At 62.6% G+C, this 15901-nt stretch carries 13 protein-coding genes; 11 read left to right on the top strand and 2 right to left on the bottom strand.

Going from position 1 to position 15901, the window contains the following annotated elements; all coding sequences use genetic code 11:
* Positions 1 to 83 precede the first annotated feature (83 nt).
* From V7651_RS03415 to V7651_RS03400, 4 genes are read left to right on the top strand one after another with little or no spacing between them, the layout of a single operon-like run.
* Positions 84 to 1250, top strand: a complete 1167-nt coding sequence (locus V7651_RS03415; RefSeq protein ID WP_335612168.1) for an acyl-CoA dehydrogenase family protein — start codon at positions 84 to 86, stop codon at positions 1248 to 1250.
* A 6-nt stretch (positions 1251 to 1256) separates the two neighbouring features.
* Positions 1257 to 1685, top strand: coding sequence for a PaaI family thioesterase (locus tag V7651_RS03410; protein ID WP_335612167.1), 429 nt, complete (start codon positions 1257 to 1259; stop codon positions 1683 to 1685).
* Positions 1686 to 1711: 26 nt separating this feature from the next.
* Entirely contained in the window at positions 1712 to 2917 is a 1206-nt protein-coding gene (locus V7651_RS03405; RefSeq protein WP_335612166.1) for an acetyl-CoA C-acetyltransferase, read from the top strand.
* Positions 2918 to 2945: 28 nt separating this feature from the next.
* Entirely contained in the window at positions 2946 to 5180 is a 2235-nt protein-coding gene (locus V7651_RS03400; protein ID WP_335612165.1) for a 3-hydroxyacyl-CoA dehydrogenase NAD-binding domain-containing protein, read from the top strand.
* An 80-nt stretch (positions 5181 to 5260) separates the two neighbouring features.
* Here the strand turns inward: V7651_RS03400 and V7651_RS03395 are convergent, their stop codons facing one another.
* Positions 5261 to 7900 carry an Rne/Rng family ribonuclease gene (locus tag V7651_RS03395; RefSeq protein ID WP_335612164.1) on the bottom strand — a complete coding sequence of 880 codons (2640 nt, stop codon included), beginning with the start codon at positions 7898 to 7900 and terminating at the stop codon, positions 5261 to 5263.
* Between the two features lie 428 nt (positions 7901 to 8328).
* Between V7651_RS03395 and V7651_RS03390 the strand changes: the two genes are divergently transcribed.
* The 4 genes from V7651_RS03390 to V7651_RS03375 all read left to right on the top strand — a co-directional run bounded on the left by V7651_RS03390 (position 8329) and on the right by V7651_RS03375 (position 13284).
* The gene (locus V7651_RS03390; protein ID WP_335612163.1) at positions 8329 to 9531 is read left to right on the top strand and encodes an N-acetylmuramoyl-L-alanine amidase family protein; all 1203 of its coding nucleotides are present in this window, start codon (positions 8329 to 8331) and stop codon (positions 9529 to 9531) included.
* 64 nt (positions 9532 to 9595) lie between these two features.
* The gene (locus tag V7651_RS03385) at positions 9596 to 11356 is read left to right on the top strand and encodes a tetratricopeptide repeat protein (protein ID WP_335612162.1); all 1761 of its coding nucleotides are present in this window, start codon (positions 9596 to 9598) and stop codon (positions 11354 to 11356) included.
* A 9-nt stretch (positions 11357 to 11365) separates the two neighbouring features.
* Entirely contained in the window at positions 11366 to 12253 is an 888-nt protein-coding gene (locus V7651_RS03380; protein WP_335612161.1) for a 4-(cytidine 5'-diphospho)-2-C-methyl-D-erythritol kinase, read from the top strand.
* A complete protein-coding gene (locus V7651_RS03375; RefSeq protein ID WP_335612160.1) occupies positions 12250 to 13284 on the top strand; it encodes a glycosyltransferase family 4 protein in 1035 nt (344 codons plus the stop codon). Before V7651_RS03380 ends, V7651_RS03375 begins: the two co-directional genes overlap by 4 nt.
* Here V7651_RS03375 and V7651_RS03370 read toward each other — a convergent pair.
* Positions 13281 to 14294, bottom strand: a complete 1014-nt coding sequence (locus tag V7651_RS03370) for a polyprenyl synthetase family protein (protein WP_335612159.1) — start codon at positions 14292 to 14294, stop codon at positions 13281 to 13283. The genes V7651_RS03375 and V7651_RS03370 overlap by 4 nt on opposite strands.
* A gap of 171 nt (positions 14295 to 14465) precedes the next feature.
* Between V7651_RS03370 and V7651_RS03365 the strand changes: the two genes are divergently transcribed.
* Genes V7651_RS03365 through V7651_RS03355 form a run of 3 tightly spaced genes read left to right on the top strand, consistent with a single transcriptional unit; the run spans position 14466 to position 15876 of the window.
* Entirely contained in the window at positions 14466 to 14945 is a 480-nt protein-coding gene (locus tag V7651_RS03365; protein ID WP_335612158.1) for a CC0125/CC1285 family lipoprotein, read from the top strand.
* Positions 14945 to 15151: a putative signal transducing protein gene (locus V7651_RS03360; protein WP_335612157.1), complete on the top strand. Its 207-nt coding sequence runs from the start codon at positions 14945 to 14947 to the stop codon at positions 15149 to 15151. The genes V7651_RS03365 and V7651_RS03360 overlap by 1 nt, the downstream gene beginning before the upstream one ends.
* Complete coding sequence (locus V7651_RS03355) at positions 15148 to 15876, top strand: tRNA1(Val) (adenine(37)-N6)-methyltransferase (RefSeq protein ID WP_335612156.1); 729 nt, start codon at positions 15148 to 15150, stop codon at positions 15874 to 15876. Before V7651_RS03360 ends, V7651_RS03355 begins: the two co-directional genes overlap by 4 nt.
* Positions 15877 to 15901: the final 25 nt, after the last annotated feature.

The raw sequence follows: 15901 nt of genomic DNA, 5'->3' as shown, positions 1-15901 counted from the left end.
TGCAAGCGGCGCTCTGTTTCTTACATGTTTACGTGAACGTAAGCGGCAAGTGCCGCGTCAGAAATCAAAGGGAAGACCGAGTAATGCGTGAGAGTCCATTAAATGTGCCGAAGTCGAACTGGCGCAATGACGAGGAAATGGACATTTTCTCCGATGCGGTTGCCCAGTTCTTCGAAAAGGAATGCACCCCGCACGTTCCGGCATGGCGCAAGGCTGGCATCGTGCCGCGCGAAATATGGACCAAGGCGGGCGAGATGGGCCTGCTCGGCGCATCGGTGCCGGAAGAATATGGCGGGGCAGGCGGGGATTTCCGCCACGAGGCCATCATCATCGAACAGCAGCAATGGAAGGGCGTCGACGGCTTCGGCATCACGCTGCACAATGCCATCATCGCGCCCTACATCACGGCCTATGGCACCGAAGACCAGAAGCAGCGCTGGCTGCCGAAAATCTGCACCGGCGAACTCGTCACCGCCATCGCGATGACCGAGCCGGGTGCCGGGTCTGACCTTCAGGGCATGAAGACCACCGCCAGGAAAGATGGCGACAGCTACATCATCAATGGCTCGAAAACCTTCATCTCGAATGGCCAGACCGCCAACCTGATCCTTGTGTGTGCCAAGACCGACCCGACACAAGGCGCCAAGGGCATCTCGATCCTGTGCGTCGAGACCGACGGCCTTGAAGGCTTCGAGCGCGGCCGCAACCTTGAGAAAGTCGGCCAGCACGCCGCTGACACGTCCGAGCTGTTCTTCAATGATGTGCGTGTGCCGGCGTCTGCGCTGCTCAGCGAGGAAGAGGGCAAGGGCTTCATCCAGCTGATGCAGAAACTGCCACAGGAGCGCCATATCATCGGCCTTCAGGGCATTGGCATGATCGAGCGCGCGATCCACGAGACGGTCGAATATGTCAAAGGCCGCAAGGCGTTCGGCAAGACAATCTTCGATTTCCAGAACACGCAGTTCAAGCTCGCCGAAGCCAAGACCGAAGCGACTGTCGCAAAAGTGTTTGCAGACCATTGTACGGAATTGCTGCTGAAGGGCGAACTTGATGCAGCAACGGCCTCCATGTCGAAATACTGGATCTCCGATCTCCAGTGCAAGATCATCGACGAGTGCCTCCAGCTGCATGGCGGCTTCGGCTATATGGACGAATATCCCATCGCCCAGATGTATGCCGACGCCCGCGTCCAGCGCATCTATGGCGGCGCCAACGAAGTCATGAAAATGCTCATCGCGAGGACGCTCTAGACACATATGCCCGATAGCAAACGCATCACGGAAGTCTTCCCTCAGCCGAGCCCGTCCTCGACGTCGCTTGGCTTCAAGCTCCTGTCGCTCGACATGAAGAAGTGGGAGACGCGTGTGCGCTTTGAGGGCCGTCAGGAATTCACCAATCCCGCAGGCGTGATCCAGGGCGGGTATCTCGTCGCCATGATGGATGATACGATTGGCATGTTGACCGGCATGAAGGCGGGCAAGCGCGCCCTGCCGTCTACCGTCGATCTCCACACGCATTTCCTGCGGCCCGTGCGTGTCGGCGCTATCGAAGTGGTCGCACGCCTGCGCAATATCGGCCGCGCGATGGTTTTCGCCGAGGCCGAACTTTTCGATTCCCGCGGCAAGGAAGCAGCCCGCTGCGCCGCGAGCCTCACACTCAACCCGGTGAACTCACCGGCACCCTGATCCCACGTTTTAAAGGAGCCTCTCCCATGAATGAAGCCTATGTCTATGACGCCGTCCGCACCCCGCGCGGCAAAGGGAAGTCCTCCGGCTCCCTCCACGAAATCACTGCTCTGAGCCTCGGCACGCAAGTCCTGCAGGCCATCCGTGACCGGAACGAGATCGACACCGCCATGGTCGACGATGTCGTCTTCGGCTGCGTCTCGCCGGTTGGCGAGCAGGGCGGCGACATTGCCCGCATCGCGGTGCTGAACGCCGACTATGCCGAAACGACCGCCGGCGTGCAGGTCGACCGCTTCTGCGCCTCCGGCCTCGAAGCCTGCAACATGGCCGCCTCGAAAGTCATGACCGGCGAGGCCGACATGGCCATCGGCGGCGGCGTTGAAAGCATGAGCCGCGTGCCGATGGGCGCTGCTGGCGGTGCCTGGTCGAGCGACCCGCAAATCGCCATCAAGTCCTACTTCTCGCCGCAGGGCGTTGGTGCTGACACGATCGCCACCAAGTGGGGCTTCTCGCGCGATGATGTCGATGCCTTCGCTGTCGAGAGCCAGAAGCGCGCCGCCCGCGCCTGGAAAGAGGGCCGCTTCGCCAAGTCCATCGTTCCCGTCAAGGACCAGATGGGCGGCATCCGCCTCGACCATGACGAGCACATGCGCCCGGAAGCCGACATGCAGTCGCTCGCCGCGCTGCAGCCATCCTTCCTTGGCATGGGCGCCATGGGCTTTGATGAAGTCATCAAGCAGCGTTACCCCGAGCTTGAGAAGATCAACCACGTCCACCACGCCGGCAACTCGTCGGGCATCGTGGATGGCGCTTCGGCTGTCCTCTTCGGCACGAAGGAAATGGGTGAGCGCTTCGGCATGAAGCCGCGCGCCCGCATCCGCGCCATGGCTTCCATCGGCTCCGAGCCCGGCATCATGCTGACCGGCCCGACGGATGTGTCGCTCAAGGCGCTGAAGAAGGCCGGCATGAACCCGGAAGACATCGATCTCTATGAACTGAACGAAGCCTTCGCTTCGGTTGTCCTCCTGATGATGCACAAGCTGAACATTCCGCACGACAAGATGAACGTGAACGGCGGCGCCATCGCCATGGGCCACCCGCTCGGCGCGACCGGCGGCATGCTGATGGGCACCATGGTCGACGAGCTTGAGCGGAGCGGCAAGGAAACCGCCCTCATCACGCTCTGCGTCGGCGCCGGCATGGGCACCGCGACCATCATCGAGCGCGTTTAATCCTTACCCGAATTACTGGAAGACAGACATGAAACTCGACACATTCTCATTCGACATCGACGCGGACGGCATTGCCCATGCCGTGTTCGACGTGCCGGGCCGCAGCATGAACACGCTGACCGGCAAGGCCGTCGCCGACATCATCGCCTTCACGCAGGAAGTCGCGACCAATGACGCGATCAAGGGCCTTGTGATTTCCTCGGGCAAGGCCAGCGGCTTCTGCGCCGGGGCTGACCTCGGCGAAATGGGCGACCGCGCCGGCAGCGGCGGATCGTCCGAACCCAAGAGCGAAGCCGAAATCAAGAAGGCCCAGTTCGACGCGGGCTTCTCGCTGAACAAGACGCTTCGCCAGCTCGAAACATGCGGCAAGCCTGTCGCGGTTGCGCTGAACGGCCTCGCGCTTGGCGGTGGCCTCGAAGTGGCGCTTGCGGGTCATTACCGCGTCGCGGCCAATGACAATCCGAAGCTGCAATTCGGCCTGCCGGAAGCCAAGATCGGCCTCCTGCCCGGCGCCGGCGGCACGCAGCGCCTACCACGCCTCGTCGGTGTGCAGACGGCCCTGCCGCTGATCCTCCAGGGCGAAAGCTTTGATGCCGAGAAGGCGCTCGCCATGGGCGTGGTGAATGAACTCGCGCCATCGTCGGAAACTGTCGCCAAGGCCAAGGCCTGGGTGAAGGCCAATCCGAAAGCGAAAGCACCTTGGGACGAGAAGGGCTTTAAAGTGCCCGGCGGCGTTCCACACCGTGCCCCCGGCGCCGGTCAGGTGATGACCATGGCCAACGCCATGCTCCACGCCAAGACCTACGGCAATTATCCGGCCCAGCTGAACATCCTCTCCTGCGTCTATGAAGGCATCATGGTGCCGATCGACGCGGGCCTGCGCATCGAGACGCGCTACTTCATCAACACGCAGCAGCGGCCAGAGGCGAAAGCCATGATCCGCTCGCTCTTCCTGTCGACGCAGGCGCTCTCCAAGGGTGGCAACCGTCCGGCGGGCTATCCGAAATACGAGCTGAAGAAGGTCGCGGTTATCGGCGCCGGCCTGATGGGCGCAGGCATTGCCTATGTCCAGGCCAAGGCCGGCATCCCGACCGTGCTGGTCGATGTCTCCATGGAGAATGCCGAGAAGGGCAAGGACTATTCCCGCAAGCTCGTCGAGAAGGATGTCTCGCGTGGGAAGCTCACGCAGGAGAAGGGCGATGCTCTCCTCGCGCTGATCACGCCGACCACATCCTATGACGATGTCAAAGGTGCAGACCTTGTCGTCGAAGCCGTGTTCGAGAATGAAGAGCTGAAAGCCAAGATCACGAAAATGGCCGAGGAACAGCTCGCTGATACGGCTGTCATGGGGTCCAACACGTCCACGCTGCCGATCACTGGGCTGGCCAAGGCGTCCAGCCGCCCGGCCAATTTCATCGGCATCCACTTCTTCTCGCCGGTTGAGCGCATGGGCCTTGTCGAGATCATCTCGGGCAAGGAAACCAGCGAAGCGACGCTCGCCAAGACGATCGATTACGTCCTTGCCATCCGCAAGACGCCGATCGTCGTCAATGACAGCCGCGGCTTCTACACCTCGCGCTGCTTCGGCACATACACGCGCGAAGGCATGGAAATGCTAGCCGAAGGCATCAAGCCCGCGATCATCGAGAATGTCGGCCGCCAGTGCGGCATGCCGATGGGCGCCCTCGAAGTGACCGACTCTGTCGGCATCGACACGGCCCTCAAGGTCACGCGCGCCACGGCGGAAGCCATGGGCGCTGACGTCCAGGGCGATGAGCGCACGCAGTTCCTCGCCTGGCTGGTCGAAGACCAGGGCCGCGTTGGCCGCAAGGCTGGCAAGGGCTTCTACGACTATAACGAGAAGGGCAAGCCGGAACGCCTCTGGCCCGACATCAACAAGATGATCGAGGTCAAGGTCGACGAGTGCCCGCCTGCGCTGAAGACCGAGCTGACCCATCGCTTCCTCGTGCGTCAGGCCATTGAAGTCGCCCGTTGCTTCGAAGAAGGCGTCATCACCGACGCGCGCGATGCCGACATCGGCTCGATCCTCGCCTGGGGCTTTGCGCCTTATACCGGCGGCTGCGCCAGCTACATGGACCTGATCTGGGGCATCAAGCCATTCGTCGAAGAGGCTGACCGCCTCGCTGACAAGTATGGCGACCGCTTCCGTCCGAACGACCTGCTGCGCGACATGGCCGCCAAGGGCGAAGGCTTCTACGACCGCTTTCCACCCGGCGGCGAGAAAGCCAAAGCCGCCGCCTAAGGGCGCCAGCTAAACGCTGAAAGGAAAAGGCCGGAGCATCGCTGCTCCGGCCTTTTTTGTTTCTGCTTGTCTGTAGGGCCTTATTCGCCCTTGGCGCGGGCCCACCAGCCCTTGCGCTTTGAACCGGTGTCCTTGGCCTCTGCTTTGGCCGGTTCGGGCTTTGCTTCAGGCGCCGGGGCGGCTTCCGCTGCGACGGTTTCCTTGACCGCTTCGACCACAGGCGCAGGCGTGACGTCTGGTGCAGGTTTTGGCTCAGGCTTGGGCTCAGGCGCAGCCTTGGTTTCAACCGGTGCCGGCGCCGCCTCTGCTGCAGCGGCCTCGGCCTCTGGCTTCGGCTTGGCGCGCGAACGACGGGCGCGTTTCGGCTTCTCTGCCTTCACAGGCTCCTCAGCGTCCGCTTCGGCCTTTTCAGGTGCGTCGGCTTTGGCAGGTTCTGGCGCTGGGGCAGAGGCTTCTTCAGGCTTGGCTTCACTTGGCGCTTCCGCGTCCAGCATGTCCGGTGCGCTGGCCGACAGGCCGTCGAGATAGGCGCCGCCATCTGTGGGCGCACTTTCTTCCGAACCCTCGGCGCGATCCTCACCGCCCGAACGGCGACGGCGACGTCCCCCCCGGCGACCGCGACGACGACGCTTGCGGCCGGCTTCCTCGCTGTCGTCCGAGCGGGCTTCCGGCGCATTGCCGCCCTCGCCCTCGTCATCGGCATCATCGTCGCTGTCTTCATCCGAAGAGGCGGCGGCAGGCGGGGTTTCGCCATCGATCACTTCGAGGCCCGTATCCCGGGCATCGCGGTTGCGGCCGCGGCCACCCCGGCGACGGCGACGCTTGCGCGGCTTGCCTTGCGTGTCTTCAGCCTTGTCTTCGGCTTCGTCATCCGTTTCGGCGACGACCTCGTCATCCTCGTCCTCGATATCCTCGTCATCATCCTCATCGGAGACAGCGGGCTTGGTGGATTTCGACAGCGAACGCGGCGGCGATTTCTTCTTCGGCTTCGAGTTGGGGTCGCGCTCGGCATCGATCATGAAGTCGCCGGGCAGCAGGTCTTCGGACGAATGGATCGACACGGCAAAGCCGGCCATCCGTTCGATCTCGATCAGTGCTTCGCGTTTCTGGTTCAGGATGTAGAGCGCAACATCTGTCGGCGCTTTCACCGAAATGCTTTTCAGCCCGCCGGTCGAGGCGCGGGCCTCTATGGCGCGGATCAGTTGCAGCGCAGCCGACGGGATGGAGCGGCGACGGCCTGTGCCGTTACACGCTTCACACGGGTCGGACGTTGCCTGCAGCACGCCCTGGCGGCGACGCTGGCGGGAGATTTCCATCAGGCCGAACTGCGAGATGCGGCCATGTTGGACGCGGGCGCGGTCAACCTTGAGGCATTCCTTCAGCTTCTTCTCGACGGCGCGATTGTTCTTGTTCTCGTCCATGTCGATGAAGTCGATCACAACGAGGCCGGCCAGGTCGCGCAGGCGCATCTGGCGGCAGGCTTCTTCAGCAGCTTCCAGGTTTGTGCGCACGGCGGTCTGCTCGATATTGCGTTCCTTGGTCGACTTGCCCGAGTTCACGTCGATCGCGACGAGCGCCTCGGTCTGGTTGATCACCAGATAGCCGCCGGATTTCAGCTGAACGGTCGGGGAATAGATGGAGTCCAGCTGGTCTTCGACCGCTTCGGAGACGAACAGCGGATCGCCTTCTTTCCATTGCTGAACCTTCTTGGCCTGGCTCGGCATGATCAGCTTGGCGAGGTCTTTGGCTTCACGATAGGCCTCGTCGCCCTGAACCCAGACTTCCTCGATCTCCTTGTCGAACATGTCGCGCATCGCCCGGTGCACAAGGCCGCCTTCGGCATTGATCAGCATCGGCGCTTCGGAGGTCAGCGTCTTCTCGACAATGGTTTCCCAGAGTTTCGAGAGGTATTCATAGTCGCGCTTGATTTCGGCCTTGGTGCGCTTGGCCCCTGCCGTGCGCACGATCAGGCCCATGCCATCCGGCACATCCAGCTCGGCAACGATGGACTTCAGGCGCTTGCGGTCAGCGCCATTGACGATCTTGCGGGAAATGCCGCCGCCACGAGGGGTGTTGGGCATCAGAACCGAATAGCGGCCTGCCAGCGACAGGAACGTGGTCAGCGCCGCGCCCTTGTTGCCGCGCTCTTCCTTGACGACCTGGACCAGCATCACCTGCCGGCGCCGGATCACTTCCTGGATCTTGTAGCGCTTGGAGATTGACGAACGCGGCGATTCCTTGCGGGCCGGGCGGCGGCCACGGGCAGGCTTGGCCGAGGCCTTTGCCTCGCCGTCTTCGCTCTCATCGTCGCTGTCATCCTCGTCATCATCGGAGGCGTCGTCATCGCTGTCGTCGCTGTCATCAGCATCGGCATGGGCGTCGTCGTCACCCTCAATATCGTCGTCGTCTTCATCCTCGATCTGGGCAGCGGCCTCTTCGGCGGCTTCCTTCAGGAGGGCTTCACGGTCTTCGGCCGGAAGCTGGTAATAGTCGGGGTGGATCTCGCTGAAGGCGAGGAAACCGTGGCGATTGCCGCCATATTCAACGAAAGCGGCCTGCAGCGAGGGCTCTACGCGGGTTACCTTTGCGAGGTAGATATTGCCGCGAAGCTGTTCGTTACCGGTTGTTTCGAAGTCGAAATCATCGACTTGGCCGCCATTGACGATGGCCACACGGGTCTCTTCCGGGTGGGCGGCGTCGATTAGCATGAGTTTGCTCATGGAACATAACCTTATGATCCGGCGACGCCGCCATGGGCGCAAGGCGCCTCGTGCGAGCGGTCAGGCCGGTCTGTGTTTGTTGGGAAAGGGTCCAGCCATGCCTGTCCCATGCACCCAAAGGCGGCATGGTAGAATTGACGATGGCCACGGCACCCGTGCACATATTGCTTTGCTTTCCGGAGCGCGGCGCCCGCTTGCCTTTTCGGTGAAGCGCGATCGCTGACGCGTCATTGGGAAACTTGTTGGGTAGCCTGATATGCGGCTACTTTCAGGATACTGCCCAATTTCAGGGGGAATTGAAAGGGTGAATATCCGTCAGCGGCATTAACATGACGCATGTGCAGTCAATGCTGGGTTAATCTTCAGTCTGCTAGGGAGAGTGTAAACCATCCCCCTGCATCAGCGGCTTGTCCGGCCAGACAGACCAAATGACCCTTTTTCGCTCTCTCATCCTGCTATGCACCTGTATTGTCTTCGGTTTTTATGCCGAGGCCGATATCAGTGACGTCCGCGTGGTCGGAGACGGCGCGCCGACGCGGATTACGGTCTGGAGCGATATTTCTCAGGATGCGCAGGCTTTTCTGGCCGAATCGGGCGGTCAACGCAGCCTGGTCTTGCCGCTTCAGGGTGAAACGCAGTCCCGCGCCGGCAATGGCATGGGTGGGGTGGCTAACTGGGCCCTCTCCGGAGGCCGCCTCAGCTTCCTGCTTGACCGCCCGCTGGTGGTTTCCCGGGTCCTGTCCCTGCCGCCGACCGGCAAGGAAAAGGCCTGGCGCATCATTATTGACCTTGAAACCGTCTCAACGGCCCGCTTTGCCAGCATCGCCAAACGCGACATGCAGCGGCTCGCACGCGCCGAATCCGATGCCCGCCAGGCCAGTATGACGCTCGCCTCGGCTGAAATTGCCCCGGCAGAGCCGCTCAGCCCACGCAATCGCAAGGGCCACGGCCAATATGTCATCGTGGTGGATGCGGGCCATGGCGGCAAGGATCCCGGCACCCAGTCGGCCAAGGGCCTGCTGGAGCGCGAGGTGACCCTCAAAGCGGCGCTCTATCTGAAGCAATTGCTGGACAAGGACCCGCGCTACACAGTTCGCCTCACGCGCGAGGATGACCATTTCATCGAACTGGAAGACCGGGTCACACTCGCCCGTAAATGGGGCGCGGACCTTTTCATCTCGCTGCATGCCGATGCGGCAGGCTCGCCCGACGTCTCCGGCGCCTCCGTTTATACGATCTCCGAGCGCGGCGAGCGCCGGATCGACAAGGAAGCCTCCAAGAATGACTGGAAAATCCCGATCGAGACCAGCGGGTCCAAGGTCGTGGGCAGCATTCTGGAAGATCTCGTCAAACGCGAGACCAAGAGCCATTCGGCCGCTTTTGCCGAGGATTTGCTGCCCGAACTGAAGGCCGCCGGCCCTGTCCTGCGCAGTACGCACCGCAATGCAGGCTTCTATGTCCTGCTGGCGCCGGATGTCCCGGCTGTCCTGCTGGAGATGGGCTTCCTCACCAATGCGGCGGATGCCAAGCGGCTGCAATCGTCCTCCGGACGCGAAAAATCCATGCAGGCTGTCAAACGCGGTATCGACAAGTTCTTCGACAGGCAGGAAGTCCTTGTCGCATCTGACTAAATAGCGGGCTCTCCTGTGGCCTTTGACCCTTGCCGCGAGGCGCAGTTGCTGAAAGATTGTTCATATGAAACTTTTCCGGCCCCTGTCAGCGCTCTCCGCCATCCTGCTGGCCGGGTCGTGCGTCAGTGCGCCGTCGGGCGACGATTTGCGCAACGCGCTCTTCTCCAATGGCCGTCCAGCCGAGGCGCAGGCCTATGGCGACTTTCTCGTCGCCCGCTTTGCCGCGATGACCAACGATCCCGAAACGGCAGCTGAATATTACGCCGCCGCGATCGACACAGCCCCGGAAAAGTCCGGCATTGCTGAGCGGGCGGTGTTTTCGGCCCTGCTGGCAGGCGACTACGAAACCGCCGTGGGCCTTGCCGAGCGCGCCAGCCAGGTTGGCAGCGAGGCGACGCTGGTGCGTCTAACGCTCGGCGTCGATGCCATGGTGCGGGGCAGGGAAGATGAAGCGACACCCTATCTCGATGAAACCAAATACGGCCCGTTCAATCAGGTGATCGCGCGCGGCCTCTCAGCCTGGCGCATCGCTGACAAGGACGGCGCGGATGCCGCCGAGACTTATCTGCGCAGCGGCCTCTCCGGCGATGCGAACCTCGACAGCGCCACGCTCTACATGATGGGCCTGTTGCAGATGGCCGAGAAGGATGACGCGGCGGCCCTCGCCACGTTTGAAACGCTCTGGGACTCCGGCGCACGGCTGGCCGTGGGCGTGCATGCCCATGCGCAGCTTCTGGTCGCCGGTGGCCAGCGCGACCATGCGCTTGAAATCCTCCAGACATTTCGCGACGACATCGGCCAGAATGCGGGCCTTGATGCCCTTCGCGCCGATATCCTTGCCGGTCGCAAGATCAAGCCGACACGATTGACCACGCGCGAAGGCGCGGCGCTCGCCGTCTATGTGCCGGCGGCAGCGCTGATGATGCAGACCGATGACGACCTTTCCGGCGTCTATTTCGTGCTCGCCCTCGCGCTTGACCCGAACCTGCAGGTCGCCCGGTCACTCTGGGGCCAGTCGCTCGACAATGCCGGTCGCCGCGAGGAGGCTGTCGCCGTCCTCTCGCGTATCCCTGAGAAGTCGGAATTCTACGCCACCGCGCGCGGCCAGATGGCCTGGGCCCTGCGCCGGGAAGGGCGCAACCAGGAAGCTATCGCCATCGCGGGCGAAGCGCTGCAACATTCCCCCGACCGGGGCCTCAAGATCCAGCTGGCCGATCTTTTCCGCTCGCTCGACCGGGATGACGAAGCCGAACACTTGCTCAGCGAGGTTATCGCCGAAGATGCCAGCGCAGGCCGTCAGGACTGGCGCGTCATCTATGCGCGCGGCACGACGCTGGAACAGACGGATCGCTGGCCACAGGCGGAAGCCGATCTCAAGACCGCGCTTGCCCTCCAGCCCGAGAATGCCTCGATCCTGAATTATCTCGGCTATGCCTATATCGACCGGGGCCTCAATTATGACGCCGCGCTGAACATGATCAGCCGCGCCGTCGAGCTGGAGCCCCAGTCCGGTTATATCGTCGACAGCCTCGGCTGGGCGCACTACCGGATGGGCCGCTACGAGCTGGCCACCCGCTTCCTCGAACGGGCCGTTGAGCTATCGCCCGGCGTTTCGCTCCTCAACGATCATCTCGGCGATGCCTATTGGCAGTTGGGCCGCAAGACAGAAGCGCGCTTCCAGTGGCAACGAGCCCTCAAGCTTGACCCGAGCCCCGAAGACAAGGCCCGTATCGAGGCCAAGATGACCTCTGGCCCCGAAGCGGTTCTGCTGAAGAAGGCTGAGTCTGATACATCTACAGCGCTGGCCGTCGCCCGCCAGAACTGATCCCAGCCAATGCCGACCTCATTCAGCACATTCGCGCCGGCCAAGGTGAACCTGTTCCTGCATGTGGGCCCGGCCAAACCCAATGGGCGCCATGACCTCGACTCGCTGGTCGTCTTTGCCGGGCCGGAAGCGGCCGACCGGCTGACGGTCGAACCCTCCGATATCCTGACGCTGTCGGTCACCGGCCCCGGCGCGACCGAGGCTGGCACCGGCGGCGACAATCTCGTCCTCAAGGCCGCGCGTGCGCTGAAGGCTGAAGCAGGCGTCAAGCACGGCGCGGCGCTGCATCTGGAGAAGAGCCTGCCGGTTGCCGCCGGCATTGGCGGTGGATCGGCGGATGCGGCAGCGGCCCTTCGCCTGCTCACCCGCCTCTGGGACATTAACCCTCGGCATGCCCGTACCGTCGCGCCGCAGCTCGGCGGCGATGTGCCTGTCGCCCTCCTTGGCCAGCCCGCTTTCATGCGCGGGGAAGGGGAGCGGGTTGAACCTGTCCGCCTGCCTGCGCCCATCCCGGCGGTCCTTTTCAATCCGGGCATTGCCTGTCCGACCGGGCCGGTCTTTGCCGCCTTCGATGCCGCCGATGGCGGCGCCGAATTTACCGAATGCGGGCCCTTGCCGGACTTTGCCGATCTTGGCGAATTGATCGAGTGGCTGGCTGGCCAGCGAAATGACCTTGAAGCCCCCGCACTGACCCTTCATGCCGCCCTGAAGTCCCCGGAATGGTCCGTGAATGGTCCGAAAAGTCCCCTGATGACCCGCATGAGTGGCTCAGGCGCGACCTTTGTATGCCTGTACGCTACCCTTGATGCGGCGAGGGAATCTGCCGAATTCCTGAAGGCGCAGCAGCCCGAAGCATGGGTGCGCGCGACGCTGTTGGGAGGCGCAAACCTGTCATGACTCTGGTGCTTCTGGGCATGCCGATCATCTCGGCCCTGTTTTGCTGGCTGGTGATCCGGCTCGGCGTGACGGATGCGCCGGACGGTGGACGAAAGACCCAGAAAGCCCCCGTGCCGACGTCCGGCGGTATTGCCATCTTCGCCACAGTCGCCTTCGGCCTTGGCCTGACGGGCGATCTGGTTGCTATCTACAGCACAGAGCTGGCTGCGCTCCTGATGTTCATCCTGATGGCTGTAATCATTGGAGTTTATGACGATATCCGAGGCCTGGATTCAAAGCGCAAGCTTGTGCTGCTGGGGGCCATTTCGCTTCTGGCGGCGGCGTTCGGTCCGCGGCTGGGCCATTTCCACATGCCGTTCGGGCCGGATGTCGGCTATGCGCTGCCCGTCTGGTTTTCAGTGCTCGGTGTCGGGCTCTGGTTGTTCGTGCTGATGAACGCGACGAACTTCATGGACGGCGCCAATGGCCTCGCCATGGGCAGCGCCGCCATCATGCTCATTGCCTTCGCCATCCTGCTGAAATTGCTCGATATTACTGACCCCGATACTGATGACGAAGCCATCATGAGCCATCTTGCGGCGCTCGCCGCTGCGGCCATCCTCGGCTTCCTCGTCTGGAATATGGCGGGCAAGCTGTTTGCCGGCGATACAGGCGCCCTCGGTATGGGTGCCTTGCTTGGCGCGGCCGGCCTCATGGTGGCCTGCCGAATGACGGTCTGGGAGCCAGCGACCCTGATACTGCCCTTCCTGGTGGACGTGTTCCTGACGCTGATTTGGCGCGCCCGCGCCGGCAAGCACCTGTTCGAAGCGCATCGCGATCATGCGTATCAGCTATTGTTACGGGACGGTTGGTCGCACTGGAAGGTCTCGGCCCTGTGGGCGGCGATGAGCTTCGCTTGCGGCGCGGGCCTACTGGGCCTCGGTCCCATTATCGGCGCGCGTATCATAATTATCCTTGGCGCCGCAGGTATTGGCCTGTGGGTCTGGCAGAGGCGGACTCTGGGCCGAAAGCTGACCGACGAAGGGCGCTAGTAGGCGCGTTCCACGCAGAAATCGGCCAGGTCTTCGAGGGCATCACGATAGACGCTCTGGGGCAGGCTGCGCAGCGCGCCCTTGGCGAGCGCCGCATAGGCTTCCGCTTCCTGCACCGTGGCCTCGGCCGCGCCGGTCGCCCGGATCAGGTGGACGGCGTGGGCCAGATCCTGCTCCGCCTGTGTATCCGGATTCAGCGCGCGTTCCCAGAATGTGCGGTCCTCGTCTGAACCGCGACGACGGGCAATGATGACCGGAAGCGTGATCTTGCACTCCCGGAAATCGTCGCCGACAGACTTGCCGATAACCGTCGTGGTGCCGCCATAATCGAGCACGTCATCAATGATCTGGAAGGCGAGGCCCAGATTCTTGCCATATGTGGCGAGCGCCGCAGCGTGTTCATGGCTGCCTGTCGACATGGCGCCGGTTTCCGCTGCCGCCTCGAAAAGGGCGCCAGTCTTGGCTTCGACAATGGCGAGATAGTCTTCGGTGGGCAGGTCGCGCGCCTTCATGGCTGCGAGCTGGCGTACTTCGCCTTCTGCAATCGTGGTCGACGCGGTCGCGAGCCGGTTCAGGATGTCGAGACTGTTGGTTTCAACAAGCAGGTTGAAGGCACGGGCAAACAGGAAGTCGCCCACGAGGATGGACGCCTTGTTGCCCCAGATCGCCTTGGCGGCGGGCTTGCCGCGGCGCAGGTCGCTCTCGTCGACGACATCGTCGTGGAGGAGCGTCGCGGTATGGATGAATTCGACAGCTGCAGCCAACGCATGGGTGGCGCGGCTGGTCTTGCCGACGGCCTGCGCCGAAATCAGCGTGATCATCGGGCGCAGCCGTTTGCCGCCGGCCGACACGATATAGCCGGAAAGATCAGGTATGACGGCAACAGGGCTGGCGGCGCGTTCGGCTAGCAGCACTTCCACGGCGGCGAGGTCGTCTGAGACGAGTGCCTGCATGCGTTCGACGATCGAGCCGATGGCCGCCTTGGATCTGGGTCTCGGCGCGAGGGTCAAGAAGTAACTCCTGTTGGATCAGCCTAAGCTGTTATCTAGGCTTATGCGATGCAAGCGCCAAGGACGACGCGGCACCGGGCCGCAGCTATATGGCGCAGGTTTGCGCATGTCGCCATAGGCGCTGTGTGCGTGGGGCTGGAACAGATGCCGGTTCTGGGCTTTATATCCCTTATGAAAACCCTCATCGCCGCCTCCTCACTCGTCCTGCTTGCCGCTTGTGCAAGCCATACGCCTTATGGCCCTGCACGTTCCGATGGAGCTGCGGGCTATGCTTCCCAGAAAATCGAACAGGGGCGCTATCGCGTATCCTATACAGATTCCGATGCTGGTCGCTCGCATGACATGGCCTTGCTTCGCGCTGCCGAAATCACCCTCCAGGAAGGCGGTGACTGGTTCGAGGTCACCGGCGGTTACACCGATCAAGAAACTGGCCGCTCCGGCAGTCGCTCGTCTGTAAGCGTCGGTGGGTCAAGCGGCTCCTACGGTAGCGGCGTGGGCATGGGGGTCGGCATTGGCCTCCCCCTTGGTTCAAGCGGTCCGAATATCACCACAGTGATCGATATCATTACGGGCAAGGGCGAAAAGCCTGATCGTTCCTCCGTCTACGACGCGCGTTCGGTCGACATCAACCTCCGTGGCAATGCGCCCTGATGGAGGAAGTCTTCCGCACCAATGATCTGGTGAAACTCTCGTATATTGAGCATTTGCTGCAGGAAGCGGGCATCGAATATTTCGTGGCCGACCAGCACATGTCGGCCATTGAAGGCAATATCGGCGCTTTTCCGCGCCGCGTGATGGTGCGTGAAGACGTGCTGAGGGCGGCCGAGAATGCTTTGTCCGGAGTTGATCGCGGGTGACCGCGACGACGCAGGACACGGTCTATCAGGGCCGCGTGAAACTGGTTCAGCCACTAAAAGGATTCCGGGCCGGCAGCGACTCGCTGCTGCTCGCGTCAGCTTTGCAGGACAGGGACAGCGGAGAGGCGCTGGAGCTGGGATGTGGCTGTGGCGGGGCACTGTTGCCAGCGGCGTTTCGGATGCCCGATATTCGCCTCACGGGTGTGGAAATCGACGCGCAGATGGCAGAGCTGGCGCAGGCGGGTGTCGCGGCCAATGGTTTTGAAGATCGTGTTTCTGTTGAGGCTGCTGAAGCTTCCGACTGGGTGAAAACCCATGAGAACCGGTTCGATCTCGTCTTTGCTAACCCACCCTATTTCGAGCCGGGCCGGATCTCGGCTCCCGGTCAGGGCAAGACACAGGCCTATCTCGAGTCCCTCGATCTGACTGGCTGGATCAAGGCCATGGTGTTCGCCGCCAAACCCCGCGCGCCGATCGTCATGATTCACCGCGCCGCTGAGCTGGCCCGCATTCTGACCGGCTTCGACCGTCAGACAGGCGACATCACCGTGTTGCCTGTCGCATCCAAGCCGGGCGAGGAGGCGCGGCGGGTGCTGGTGCGCGGGCGCAAGGGCCTGAAACGTGGGCCTGTGCGCCTTCTTCCGCCGCTGGTGGCGCACCTGCAGGACGGCACCGTCAGCCCCGCGCTGGAAGCTATTCGCCGGGGCGAGGCAATCGACTGGTAGAACGCCGCATAGCCTTGTGCTAAAC

This window comes from Hyphomonas oceanitis, from assembly GCF_036964545.1.
Classification (GTDB): domain Bacteria; phylum Pseudomonadota; class Alphaproteobacteria; order Caulobacterales; family Hyphomonadaceae; genus Hyphomonas; species Hyphomonas oceanitis.
The sequence above is the reverse complement of the archived record's forward strand: the minus strand, read 5'-3'. Positions and strand labels throughout refer to the sequence as shown.

Bases quoted from the DNA above. Each gene is read 5' to 3' on its own strand.
- V7651_RS03380 (WP_335612161.1), top strand. From the start codon at position 11,366: ATGCCGACCTCATTCAGCACATTCGCGCCGGCCAAGGTGAACCTGTTC.
- V7651_RS03400 (WP_335612165.1), top strand. From the start codon at position 2,946: ATGAAACTCGACACATTCTCATTCGACATCGACGCGGACGGCATTGCC.
- V7651_RS03395 (WP_335612164.1), bottom strand. From the start codon at position 7,900: ATGAGCAAACTCATGCTAATCGACGCCGCCCACCCGGAAGAGACCCGT.
- V7651_RS03390 (WP_335612163.1), top strand. From the start codon at position 8,329: ATGACCCTTTTTCGCTCTCTCATCCTGCTATGCACCTGTATTGTCTTC.
- V7651_RS03410 (WP_335612167.1), top strand. From the start codon at position 1,257: ATGCCCGATAGCAAACGCATCACGGAAGTCTTCCCTCAGCCGAGCCCG.
- V7651_RS03405 (WP_335612166.1), top strand. From the start codon at position 1,712: ATGAATGAAGCCTATGTCTATGACGCCGTCCGCACCCCGCGCGGCAAA.
- V7651_RS03385 (WP_335612162.1), top strand. From the start codon at position 9,596: ATGAAACTTTTCCGGCCCCTGTCAGCGCTCTCCGCCATCCTGCTGGCC.
- V7651_RS03360 (WP_335612157.1), top strand. From the start codon at position 14,945: ATGGAGGAAGTCTTCCGCACCAATGATCTGGTGAAACTCTCGTATATT.
- V7651_RS03365 (WP_335612158.1), top strand. From the start codon at position 14,466: ATGAAAACCCTCATCGCCGCCTCCTCACTCGTCCTGCTTGCCGCTTGT.
- V7651_RS03375 (WP_335612160.1), top strand. From the start codon at position 12,250: ATGACTCTGGTGCTTCTGGGCATGCCGATCATCTCGGCCCTGTTTTGC.
- V7651_RS03415 (WP_335612168.1), top strand. From the start codon at position 84: ATGCGTGAGAGTCCATTAAATGTGCCGAAGTCGAACTGGCGCAATGAC.